This window comes from Silvibacterium bohemicum (genome assembly GCF_001006305.1).
Lineage (GTDB): Bacteria > Acidobacteriota > Terriglobia > Terriglobales > Acidobacteriaceae > Silvibacterium > Silvibacterium bohemicum.
Genome location: NZ_LBHJ01000003.1, coordinates 1063634 through 1075556 on the forward strand (window position 1 = coordinate 1063634; position 11923 = coordinate 1075556).

Here is an 11923-nt window from a genome sequence, read left to right on the forward strand (position 1 = left end):
TTTCCTGCCCTCGAAGAGAAACCTGTCCTCCAGTTATCTCCCGCAAAGGAGCAAAAATGCCATCGAATCTCACTCGCCGTTCACTCATCAGGACTTCAGGACTTATGCTTGGAGCAGGCTTTTTACCCGCATCCGCTGTCACTGCGGAGAAGCCTCCACAAAACCTTATCCATCTCAACCTGAACGAGAACGCCTTTGGACCCTCACCCAATGTGGCTTCAGCTATCGAGCGCGAGTTTGTCCGCCTCTCACGCTACGCCGATGCGGCATCCGCTCAAGCCTTCGCCGAGCAGATCGCAGCCTACGAGCGCGTGCCCGTGGAGCAGGTGGTGTTGGGTGAAATCCTTGGCGCACTCGGGCTCTACCTCGGCAGCCAGAAAGGTCCAGGCGGAGAATTCGTCTACTCCACGCCAGGCTATCTTGCGCTCATTGATGCCGCTTCTCGCGTCGGCGGCATCGGCGTTCCCGTGCCGCTCGATGCGCAGTATGCGAATGACCTCGCAGCGCTCGCGGCGAAGGTCAGCGCAGAGACTCGCGCCGTATATCTCATCAATCCGCACAACCCAACCGGCACTCTCAGCGACAACGTGGCCTTCAAACGCTTTCTTCGCGAGGTCTCACAGCAGGCGCCGGTGATCGTAGACGAGGCCTATCTCGAATACACCGCCGATTTTGAGGCTCGCTCCGCCGTATCGCTCGTCCGCGAAGGCGCGAACGTCCTCGTCTTCCGCACATTTGACAAAATTCATGGCCTTGCAGGACTTCCCATCGGATATACCCTGGCTCCGCAGCCGCTCGCCGACGCTCTGCACAAACAAGGACTCGGCGATGCTGAATCACTGGGCCGCCTCAACATAGCCGCAGCTTCCGCCGCGCTCGCCGACATTAACCATGTCCGCCAAGTCCGTTCTATCGTCGCCGACGAGCGCGCCAAGTGGGTCGCTGTTCTTGATGAAATGAAGCTACCGCACACCGACACGCAGGCCAGCTTCATCTTCTTCGACGCAGGCCGCCCACAGGCGCAGCTCGCCGCAGCCCTGCGCACCGAAGGCGTGGAGATAGGCCGGACCTTCCCGCCCTATACCAATTGGGCTCGCGTCACCATTGGGCAGCCCGAGGAGAATCACATCGTCCAGCAGCAGATAAGAAAAATCCTCACATCACATGAAGATTCTCATCAAAGATGATTACTTGCTCAATGCTCGGTCACTCGCCACCAGCCTTCCGTTTGTGGCTAAAGCGATCTTCGAAACATACCAGGAGTCATGCCGGTAAATCGACGGAAAGTACGGGCGAGATGGTGTTGGTCTGCAAAACCGCAAGAGAGTGCTACAGCAGCCAGCGACATCGTACCTTTGCGAATGAGCAATTGAGCGCGCTCAATCCGTTGACTGAGCACAAACTGGTGAGGCGTAACCCCCATGCTCTGCCGAAAACCTCGGATATAGTGCGACCGGCTTAGCCCAACCTCTGCTGCCAGATCGATTAATCGGATGTCGCAATCCAGATTTTCCTGAATATATTCAATGCTCTTTCGCAGAAGGGCTGGAGCCAATCCACCGGCTGACTCCATGCGCGGCGAGTTCGATGCGGGATACTTATTCCATAGGTAATGGGCCAAAGAAGTTGCAACGCTGTCTGTGAACAGGCTGCCGTTTTCATAATTACTCAACGCCTCGTCAAGCAGGATTTGTGACAGACGAGCTAATTGAACATCGCGCAGCACTGGAAACGTCTGAATGTCGGGGACCAGATACCTTGTTTCCTGACTTACTTCTCGCATCAACTCGTCGGCGAGAACGATTACTCCTGAATCTGCCGGACGGTCGAGCGTATATGTTCGAGAGCGATCATATTCACAAATTGCGATGTCGCCGGCCATGATGTCAGCCGCGACAAATCCCGACTTCCCCTTCCACTTTCCGGAAAAGTCCGAAAGCATGAGGCCCAAGCTGATGTGCCGGATTGCAGGAGTATCCCAATCTCCTTTCGGCGCAGTCGCCGTGAAGACTTCTACGAGTCTCGATCGTACCCCCGGTCTCCCGTTGCTAGCCGATTCGATTGCGTGATTTCCAGCACTTTTGTTCACAGAATGGTCCCATTATGCAGGCTTCATTGGCCGGAGTTTGTTCTCCTAGGGAGATGATGGGACTTCAGTACATTCCGCTTCAAAAATTGACTGCAGAACAGCAGCAGCTCAGCGATCTTTGGGATGAACACCTTATGAACGAGTTTGCAACCAAGGATGCATCCTCTGCTCTGACCACGATGGTTGATGATGCGCAAGTGAATCATGTTCCGGTTCTTACCGGTGGTGTTGGCCGTGAGCAGTTAAAACATTTCTACTCGAAATATTTCATTCCACAGATGCCGTCTGACACGCAGACGGTTCCTGTTTCGCGCACAGTCGGCTCGGACCGGCTCGTGGATGAGATGATCGTGCGCTTTACTCATGACATCGCAATGGACTGGATGCTCCCCGGGCTCGCACCCACGGGGAAATATGTAGAGGTTGCTCTCGCTGTGATCGTTCAGTTTCGCGAAGGCAAGATGTTCAGCGAGCGGATCTACTGGGATCAGGCTTCCGTTCTAGTACAACTTGGCTTATTGGACGACTCAACATTACCCGCTGTGGGATCGGCCACGGCGCATAAGGTGTTAGATCCCTCTCTTCCTTCGAATGAGTTGATGAAACGTGCTTCCGTACGATAGGAGACGGAACAGCTAGTCTCATTTGCTTCATCAGCGGCCCAACCGGGGTTTGTGCTAACCAGTCGACATATTTTGTGCGGCAAAGGATGCGGAGAATACCGACCCTTTGCCGCCGTTCACTTTTGTGCTGGCAACTTTGAAGGGTGCATTTCATAAGTGCGACTGCATAAAACCCTATTTGTTTCTCCGACTGTGAAGACGAGCGGTATTGTGAAATAGCCGATTTGGTCGTCTGAACATAGTGTTGTTGTTCGCTGAGCATCGGATGACCGGCCATAGTCCGGTCACCGATGTTTAGCAACCGTCGCTGCCGAAATGGATGTCGAGGTCACCGCACTCTGCAAGCATTTGGGTTCGCTTGATCGGAACAAATAACTGATGTCAGCTTCTTCAGGATTGCAACAGCCTTTGCTTCCGGCAGCGAGCAGCGCACATAGAAATCGGCAACTAGCTATTCAGGAAAGAAATGCGCAAGCCGCTTGGCCATGAGTGCAGGTTCGAGCTCTGGATCGTATGCCGACGCACCACGAGTCATCAGCAGATCCGCCCACGGCAGCTCCTTCGTCTGCAATTCGCGAAATGCAACCAGCGCGTCCACGCTGCCGATCACCTTGGCCGGCACGCCGCTCACGATCTTGCCCTCCGGAACATCGCGCGTCACCAACGCTCCGGCGGCAACGATTGCATTCGGTCCGATGGTGACGTTCGGCATGATGATCGAGTTGTGGCCGATGAATACATTGTCCTTTAGACGCACCGGTCCCACGGCGTCTAGAACCACGCCATAAGCTCGATTCAGCATCCCCACCGAGCCGTCGTGTCCGAATACCGTGCAGGTCGCCATCTGCACATTGTTGCCGATTTCAACGTACTTCGGGTCCGTGAAGACCGTCGTCGGCATGATGTAGCAGAAGTCGCCCTGGGCCTGAAACGTCTTCCGCTCCCGCAGAAAGCGAGCATATTCGTCGCCCGAGGGGCGGCATACCCGCAGATATAGGCCGTGCAATCGTCCAGTGCGGAAAGCGATCCTGCGAATCAGTCCCCTGATCATTTACCATTCACCTCAAATATCGCGTGTATCTCTCACAAACCGAACGCACTTGCTCTCACCAGTCTAGCCTGATGCGAGGCTCCAGGTGGCGCAAAACCGATGCCCGCCGGCTCCCCCTAAAGTAAGCCCTCGCCGCGTCTTCTCTGTCGCCATTTTGGCCAGACTTGCACCAGTTTTGATTAACATGAGTGCAGAACAAACACATTCAAGGAGTGGAGCACGCCCCATGGCTGATCTAACGGCAGATTCTGTCCTCGCTGGCCTTCAACCCATCTTCGAAGACGTCCTGGATGAGCCAGGCATCGAAATCACCCGCGATTCGAATGCCCTCAACACTCCCAACTGGGATTCCCTGGCCCACATCGAAATTCTCGAGACGGTGCAGCGCCGCTTCAAGGTAAAGTTCGGCCTCATGGAGCTGCAGAAGCTCAAGACCGTAGGCGACCTCGTCGACCTGGTGCTGGAGAAGTCACAGCCCGCTAATTAGCTGGCCCCCACAGAGCAGCTCCAACTCCCTTCCCCTTTCCCTCAGGATGAGAGAGGAAAAGCAGCATCTCGTGTCCACCCCGGGAATCTGTTAAGTGTGCTGTTCTCGATGAACCTGGCGCCGCAAAGTCCAAAGGCATTCCCTGTCTCCTACTACTTCATGGGCCTGCGGCTGATCCTGCTCGCCGCACTCATCGGAGCACTGCTCTACATTGTGGGACTTCCAACGCACCGGACACGGCGTAAACAGACCGGCAGGCGCGGCGATGGTTAAACTGGTGGAAGGAGAGTGACGTGTCCGATTCGCCCAGTGTTCCTATTACCCTCGAAGGTTCCAGTGTTCTTCACCAGATGTTCCGGTTTGATTGGGAGGCTTGGAAGAAGCTCTCGAACGAAGACCAGCGCAAAATCCAGGAAGAGGCCGCAAGTCTCTTCGGAAAGTGGGAAAACAGCTCCGCTGAGTCCGCACGAAATCAGTCGGCGCTCTTCTCGCTAATCGGGCATAAGGGAGATCTGATCTTTGTCCACTTTCGCGAGTCCTTCACCGAGCTGAATCGTGTTGAGCTCGAGCTCGCCCAGACCGGTCTCAACGCATTCCTCACCCCGCAGCATTCCTACCTCTCCGTCGTCGAGCTTGGCCTCTATGAGTCCTCGGCGAAGACCTACGCCGATCTCGCCGGAAAGGGATTCACCCCGAGCTCTGCCGAGTGGAATGCAGGCATCCAGGAAGTGATTCAGCGCCAGACCGTCGCGATGGAGAAGCGTCTCTTCCCGGCCATCCCCCCGGCGAAGTATCTCTGCTTCTATCCCATGGACAGGCGCCGTGGCGAAGCGAAGAACTGGTATAAGGAGACGATCGAGGAGCGTCAACGCATGATGCACGAGCACGGCATGATCGGCCGTCGCTACGCTGACTCGGTGCGCCAGATCATCACCGGCTCCATCGGCTTCGACGATTGGGAGTGGGGCGTCGATCTCTTTGCAGAAGATCCCATCGTCTTCAAGAAGCTGATCTACGAAATGCGCTTCGACGAGGTCAGCGCCGTCTACGCGCTATTCGGGCAGTTCTTCATCGGAGTCAGGGTGCAAGCAGCAGACCTCGCCCAGTGGTTTGGGGGCAAGCTCGTCTAGAGGCTATCTGGCCAGCTAACATCCTCCGAATCTTTCAGAAGTTGTCATCCCGACCGTAGCGAAGCGAAGTGGAGGGACCTGCAGTCCTCCCGAAGCCCGCACGGCAACAGAGCCGCCTCAATATCCCATGCACTTGTAACTCATATAGACTAGCCCGCGGTGAAAAGAGCGGCCAATCTTCGAATCTCAGACCGCTGGCCGCTCTTTCAGAAACATAAGATGCCGGTATTCCCACATCTCGATGTTGAGATGTGGGGATACCGAAACAGCCTGGAGACTAACTGGCCCTGTTGGCACCTATGAGCACGAGGAAGCACGTCCTTAAGCTGCCCAACCAGAACCCCGAATAACGCTGCAGAAATTGCCGCGAACAAACTTGGGATCTTTGTCCGCGAGCACATCGGACTTCACGTTGCCGAAGGTGGTCTCAGGTTTCTTGTGAATGCCATCGTAGAAGGCCTGGATGATGTCTTCTTTGAAATTCGCGGAGCGCGGATATTCGGCGACAATTGCATTGCGAATCTCGTCCGGGTATTCAGGATAGGTAAGGCCGAGCACATCCATCTCGACACCCGCCGTCACCAGCGCCACCACGGGGTGCATGTACTGCGGGATGCCCGGAGTCGTGTGCAGCGCGATGGCCGTCCACACCGTATCGAGATCATGCTGCGCAATCCCACGCGCCTTCAGAAAAGCCCTCGCCTCGTTGGCTCCATCCACCTCGAAGCGGTCCGCAGCGCTGCTGTAACTCGGCATCAGCCCGATGTCATGGAACATCGCGCCGGCATACAGCAGCTCGGGATCGAACTCGAGGCCGCGCCTTTTCCCAGCGATCGCGCCGAAGTAATACACACGGCTGGAGTGGTTGAACAGCAGTTCGGTCTCCGTGTCCCGAATGAACTCTTTGATTTCCCGCGCAAGCTGGGAATCAGGGACGCTGACACCAGAGATCAACTTCACTGAAGTATTTGCGGACATCATGTGCTTCCTCCTTTGAGCTTTCTTACAGGACTTACAGTAGCCCTCGCCCAAAGGAATCGCCATGACACAGTTCCGGCAATTTCGGACATCCGAATTTAAAATGAAGAGATGCGCAAAGTTGTCATCAGCGGTCCCCCGCCCGTGCAGATCCTCGATGTCACCGGTCCCCTTGAGGTATTCTCGAACATCTCCGACTACTATGTGCAGGTCGTTGCCTCCGATGGCTCAGATCAGCTGCTGACAAACCGCGGCATCAAACTCGGCGGTGCCGTCCCGCGCAACAGCGTCTCCGGTCCTATCGACACCCTCGTCATCGCCGGAGGCCCGGGCGCGGAGAGCGGAGAGTATGACCCCGAGTACGTGCGTTGGATTGCGGACGCAGCAGCCAGGTCGCGTCGTGTCGCCTCGATCTGCACCGGAGCATTCCTCCTTGCAGCGGCAGGCCTGCTCGATGGCAGGAAAGCAGTGACTCATTGGAACTTCTGCGACCGGCTCGCCAAAGAGTTCCCCATGGTGAACGTTCTTTCGAATCCCATCTTCCTCCGTGACGGCTCGATCTACACCTCTGCGGGCATCACCGCGGGAATCGATCTCACCCTGGCTCTCGTCGAAGAGGATCATGGTCACCACGCAGCGCTGACTGTGGCACGGCAGCTCGTCATGTTCCTCGTTCGCCCCGGTGGCCAGGCGCAGTACAGCCACATGCTCTCGCGGCAGGCAACCACCTTCGAACCCTTACGCGAGCTGCAGGTCTACATGTTCGAAAACCTCAGGGCCGATCTATCCGTGGAGACATTGGCCGAGCGCATCGGAATGAGTCCGCGCCACTTCTCGCGCGTATGCCTGCGCGAGATGAAGATGAACCCAGGACAGTTCGTGGATCGTCTCCGCGTCGAAGCTGCACAGCAGATGATCGACAGCTCCTCCATGGGCCTGAAAGAGGTAGCCGATGCATGTGGTTTCGGATCGACGGACTCGATGCGCCGCACCTTTCAGCGTGTGATGGGCATTACCGCCGGGGAGTACATCGAGAGATTCAAGCGCATGGATTCCTGACACCCACGAGTCTCCTGAGTCGTTGATTTCTCCCATATCATTGTCATCCCGACCGGAGCGGAGGGACCTGGAGTCTCCCTAGAGTTTGGCGCCACAGCAATGCCGCGTAAATACACGGCATATTTCTGAATCAGGAGCCTGACTCCATCTTCGAAGGTGTCGAAAGCAGATCGTCGTAGCGCCCTTATTGACTAGAACCAGCCAGCAGTTGCCTCTCGAGCTCATCAGCCAAAGTACCCGCAAATCTCTGCGCCATATGATCGCCATCCATAAAGAGAACCACCCCGTTTCGCTCCGGTACGAGCCGGTCTCCATCGAAGATCGCGTCCGACATATCAACGAATCTCACATTCCCAAGACCGGCTCCCGCACGAACCTCGGCTTCATAAATATCGCTGTTCAAAGCCTTCGAACGTAGCAGCGAATCACAGGTTGCGCGGCCATTCCACTCCCTCTGTGCAAGACACGAAACGACGTCGTAATCGAAATGAGGAGTATCGCGAAGGAACCGTATCTCGCGTGCCGCTCCAGCAAGAGCAAGAAACGCATCATGCGAGCTGTGCTCCCACTCCGCAGCATCGATGAGTCCAGGCGTCTTCCCGGGTCTCGGGTAAATGGACGAGCTGGTCAAGATGACCATATCCGGATGCATCTCGCGAATCTTTGCCATCGCCAGCGCTCTCCATTGATCGCAAAGTCCGTTCTCCTCGGGATTCTCCCCGCGATAGCTGATGATGCGCATCGGCGGGCACCCCACGCGAATCATCGTCACCAGCTTCCAATGCTGCGTCTCTGCTATCTCTCTCACCGGCTGCAGCCACTGCGCCGCGTGGGAGTCGCCGAAAAGCACCATGGTGAACGCGGGATCGGAGCTTCCATCCAAAACGCACATACGAAGCAAGCTCTCCGCCTTGCAATTCAAGTCATCGTAGGACGGCACATCTTCAGCCACCTGCTGAAACTTTCGATACTGTGCGGAATGGACCAGGACCGAGCGCCATCCCGCGAACCCCACCATGCAGGTCACGATGGATGCCGCTGCGATGCCTAAGGTCAGAACCGGTTTCGACTTCAACCTTGTGTTATGCCGAATCGGATTTTCAATAACCACATAGGTGATTCCCGCCAGCAACACCGAAACGATCGTGCAGCCCGTGCGAAGCTCAACCGAGTCGCTCGACAAAACATACTTCGCAATGGTCAGAACAGGCCAATGCCATAAGTAGAGCGAATAAGAGATCGCCCCGACCCACTGCAGCGGACGCAGCGTCAGCAGCCTCGGCGCCAAAGAACTGGGCGCACCAACTCCTGATAAAAGAACCGCCGCCGTCGCGACCGCAACCATAGCCAGCACGTTGGCCGGAAACCTCACCGCAGGTGTCATGAGTGCAGCCGCAAGCATCAATGCAAGCAATCCTGAGACACCGGCCCACGCGCATAGATCTCTGTTTCGCTTCAGCGTCGCAACAGGAACAAAGCTCGCCAGCCCGCCGGCCCCAAACTCCCAGGCCCGCGCCGGTGATAGAAAATACGCCCGGCTCTCGCTGATGCTCATGAGCCACAGAAAGATTACAAAGGAGATCGCGGTGATCGAAGCAAGAGCCAGCACTTTAAGTTTGGCGCTCGCGCGGAACCGAGCTAAAACCAGCAGGAAAATTGGCCAGACGATGTAGAACTGTTCTTCTACTGCCAACGACCACGTATGGATCAGCGGGCTCGGAGGAATACCAGGGAAGAAATAGTTCCGCTTGTTATGACTGAAGTAGATATTGCTCGCGTAGAGCATCGTAGCCACTGCATCCTTCAAGACGCGGTGTTGTATGAGCGGGCTGGCCAGAATAGCTTCTGCAATGCAGACAGCTATTACCACCAGAGTCGCCGCCGGCAACAAACGGCGCACTCGCCGTGCATAGAACTGGATGAGGTTGATTCCGCCGGACACCTCCAGTTCCCTGCTCAACAAACTGGTGATTAGGTATCCCGAGACAATGAAGAAAACATCGACACCGATCACACCGCCCCGCAGAAAGGGCACGTCCGCGTGATATGCAACCACCAAAGCAATTGCGAGGGCCCGCAAGCCTTCGATATCCGGCCTGAACGGGATACTGGAACTCCGGCTGGACTCTAGTCGCCCCGTCGCCGAAGTCTCAACCTCATCGACCGTCAATTTCTGAAGCAATTGCTCCTCACTTCGCCCCCGAAATGCTCTGAGAGATCGACTGTCATCGAGCCAGGAACAAATTTGAGATAGGAAATAACGCCGGCGCTGCGACTCTAAGCCCATCCATCTGCGCGATGCACCCGGTGTCCGGCATTACCTTAATTGTCAGGGAACACTGCTCACCAGTTGTCATCCTCTTGTCACACTTGCGCATAGAGTGAGGGCGAGATCCGGTCGTTTTCCGCACACGCGAGTGTGTTTTAATTTTAGGAACATACTTGCTGCTCAACGTTCAAGGAAGATTGGCTTACTTTCGATACATGGCAAAATCAGGAACGATCGCATGAATCAGAACCGCATCAGATCGAGGCAGCTCGGATGACGACGCTCAACGCGCCTGACCCGGCGCCTGTTCCGCAGCCAGTGCTCGGACCGCTCACCCGCGCCGCAATCTTCCTTGTCCTCACCGTAAAGCCCGATGCAGAGAGCTGCGCAACCGTGCGCTCCTTCTGCGCCGACCTCGCCGGGCTGATCCGCGCCGTCGAGTTCCGCGACATCGACGCGGGGCTCACCTGCATCGCATCCTTCGGATCGGATGCCTGGGACCGGCTCTTCGGCGATCCCCGCCCCGCCGAGCTGCATCCCTTCCGCGAGTTCCGCTCGGGCAACCGCTACGCCCCTGCCACGCCGGGCGACATGCTCTTTCACATCCGTGCCGGGCGCATGGATATCTGTTTCGAGTTGGCAACCCAGATCATCGAACGCATCGGAGATGCCGTCACCGTTGCCGATGAAGTTCAAGGCTTCCGCTACTTCGAGGATCGTGACCTCATCGGTTTCGTCGATGGCACCGAGAATCCACGAGGAGCTCTTGCTCTCGAATCCGCGCTCATCGGCGACGAAGATGCCGCCTTCGCCGGTGGCAGCTACGTCATCGTCCAGAAATATCTGCACGACATGAAGGCGTGGAACGCGCTCACCACCGAAGCCCAGGAGCGCATCATCGGCCGCAAGAAACTCTCCGATATCGAGCTGGACGACTCCGTCAAGCCAACCTCCGCACACAGTGCGCTGACCGTCATCGTCGAGAATGGCAAAGAGGTCAAGATCCTCCGGGACAACATGCCCTTTGGCCAGCCAGGTCGCGGCGAATTCGGTACTTATTTCATCGGCTACAGCCGCACCCCGCGCGTCACTGAGCTCATGCTTGAGAATATGTTCATAGGCCGTCCGCCGGGCAACTACGACCGTCTTCTGGATTTCAGCCGCGCCGTCACCGGAGGCCTGTTCTTCGCACCCTCGGAAACTTTTCTTGAAGGTGCCGGTGAAGAGCAGCCCGCCGCTGCGGCCGCCGCCACGCCGTCTGTCGCATCCGATCCGCCGCAGGCATCCTCGGTGCGCGACACATCACTTGGGATAGGATCGCTAAGAGGAGAACGAAATGAATAACCTCCATCGGGAGTTGGCGCCAGTCTCTGACGCTGCGTGGGCCGAGATTGAAGAAGAAACTACCCGGACACTCAAGCGCTACCTTGCCGGCCGCCGCGTCGTCGATGTACCGGCCCCGGGCGGCATTGGATTGCCCGCCGTGGGCACCGGCCATCTGGTGGCAGTAGCCCCGCCTGCGGAAAATGTTCTCGCCAGGCAGCGTGAAGTGAAGGCTCTTGTGGAGCTGCGAATTCCCTTCGAGCTGACGCGCGATGCTATAGACGATGTCGAGCGCGGCTCGGACGACTCCGATTGGCAGCCGGCCAAGGATGCAGCGAAGATTCTCGCCTTCGCCGAAGATCGGGCCATCTTCAATGGCTATCGCGAAGCCAACATCCAGGGCATCCGTGAAGGCACCAGCAATCCCGTCATGACTTTGCCCGCCAATGTGCAGGACTATCCGGATGCCGTAGCTCAGGCCTTGAGCCAATTGCGTCTGGTAGGCGTGAACGGCCCCTACTCCGTCCTGCTCGGAGCCAAAGCGTATACCGAGCTGGCCGAAACTCGCGACCACGGATATCCCGTTCTCGAACACGTCAAGCGCATCGTTGACGGCAACATCATCTGGGCTCCGGCCATCGAGGGCGCGTTCGTGCTCTCCACGCGAGGAGGCGACTTCGAGCTCAACCTCGGCCAGGATGTCTCCATCGGTTATCTCAGTCACACGGACACGGCTGTCCGTCTCTATCTCCAGGAGACATTCACCTTCCGCGTCCTGACCAGCGAAGCATCGGTCGTGCTCGCAGCCTCCGCAACGCCCTCTGCTTAAACACTCCGCGGTTCCCTGCCGTTGGAATCTCTGAATATCAATGAGATTGGGCGCAAGCTTCTTATGTTTGCGCCCAATCTAACGA

General features: G+C 56.9%; 12 protein-coding genes. 8 read left to right on the forward strand and 4 right to left on the reverse strand.

The window, feature by feature from the left end:
* The first annotated feature begins 56 nt into the window (after positions 1–56).
* The gene (locus XX99_RS09950; RefSeq protein WP_082125426.1) at positions 57–1187 is read left to right on the forward strand and encodes a pyridoxal phosphate-dependent aminotransferase; all 1131 of its coding nucleotides are present in this window, start codon (positions 57–59) and stop codon (positions 1185–1187) included.
* Positions 1188–1234: 47 nt separating this feature from the next.
* On the opposite strand, the gene XX99_RS09955 is transcribed toward XX99_RS09950, so the two are convergent.
* Entirely contained in the window at positions 1235–1882 is a 648-nt protein-coding gene (locus tag XX99_RS09955) for a helix-turn-helix domain-containing protein (RefSeq protein ID WP_184084772.1), read from the reverse strand.
* A gap of 221 nt (positions 1883–2103) precedes the next feature.
* On the opposite strand from XX99_RS09955, the gene XX99_RS09960 reads away from it, so the two are divergent.
* Positions 2104–2712, forward strand: a complete 609-nt coding sequence (locus XX99_RS09960; protein WP_231581229.1) for an ester cyclase — start codon at positions 2104–2106, stop codon at positions 2710–2712.
* 451 nt (positions 2713–3163) lie between these two features.
* Here XX99_RS09960 and XX99_RS09965 read toward each other — a convergent pair whose 3' ends face one another.
* Positions 3164–3763: an acyltransferase gene (locus XX99_RS09965; RefSeq protein ID WP_050059177.1), complete on the reverse strand. Its 600-nt coding sequence runs from the start codon at positions 3761–3763 to the stop codon at positions 3164–3166.
* A gap of 226 nt (positions 3764–3989) precedes the next feature.
* Between XX99_RS09965 and XX99_RS09970 the strand changes: the two genes are divergently transcribed.
* The 3 genes from XX99_RS09970 (at position 3990) to hemQ (ending at position 5380) form a co-directional block, all read left to right on the forward strand.
* On the forward strand, positions 3990–4250 hold the full coding sequence (locus XX99_RS09970) for an acyl carrier protein (RefSeq protein WP_050059178.1): 261 nt from the start codon (positions 3990–3992) through the stop codon (positions 4248–4250).
* A gap of 96 nt (positions 4251–4346) precedes the next feature.
* Positions 4347–4523: a hypothetical protein gene (locus XX99_RS27195; RefSeq protein WP_156185903.1), complete on the forward strand. Its 177-nt coding sequence runs from the start codon at positions 4347–4349 to the stop codon at positions 4521–4523.
* A gap of 20 nt (positions 4524–4543) precedes the next feature.
* Positions 4544–5380 carry a hydrogen peroxide-dependent heme synthase gene (gene hemQ, locus XX99_RS09975; protein ID WP_050059179.1) on the forward strand — a complete coding sequence of 279 codons (837 nt, stop codon included), beginning with the start codon at positions 4544–4546 and terminating at the stop codon, positions 5378–5380.
* A gap of 321 nt (positions 5381–5701) precedes the next feature.
* On the opposite strand, the gene XX99_RS09980 is transcribed toward hemQ, so the two are convergent.
* Entirely contained in the window at positions 5702–6361 is a 660-nt protein-coding gene (locus tag XX99_RS09980; RefSeq protein ID WP_197081865.1) for an HD domain-containing protein, read from the reverse strand.
* A gap of 108 nt (positions 6362–6469) precedes the next feature.
* On the opposite strand from XX99_RS09980, the gene XX99_RS09985 reads away from it, so the two are divergent.
* Positions 6470–7417 (forward strand): GlxA family transcriptional regulator, encoded by a 948-nt coding sequence (locus XX99_RS09985; protein ID WP_050059181.1) that lies wholly within the window; start codon positions 6470–6472, stop codon positions 7415–7417.
* 184 nt (positions 7418–7601) lie between these two features.
* Here XX99_RS09985 and XX99_RS09990 read toward each other — a convergent pair whose 3' ends face one another.
* Positions 7602–9497, reverse strand: a complete 1896-nt coding sequence (locus XX99_RS09990) for an acyltransferase family protein (RefSeq protein WP_184084769.1) — start codon at positions 9495–9497, stop codon at positions 7602–7604.
* A gap of 462 nt (positions 9498–9959) precedes the next feature.
* Here XX99_RS09990 and XX99_RS09995 point away from each other — a divergent pair, with 462 nt between their 5' ends.
* Together XX99_RS09995 and XX99_RS10000 are read left to right on the forward strand one after the other, a co-directional pair.
* A complete protein-coding gene (locus tag XX99_RS09995; protein WP_050059183.1) occupies positions 9960–11030 on the forward strand; it encodes a Dyp-type peroxidase in 1071 nt (356 codons plus the stop codon).
* Positions 11023–11838, forward strand: coding sequence for a family 1 encapsulin nanocompartment shell protein (locus XX99_RS10000; RefSeq protein WP_050059184.1), 816 nt, complete (start codon positions 11023–11025; stop codon positions 11836–11838). The genes XX99_RS09995 and XX99_RS10000 overlap by 8 nt, the downstream gene beginning before the upstream one ends.
* Positions 11839–11923 lie beyond the last annotated feature (85 nt).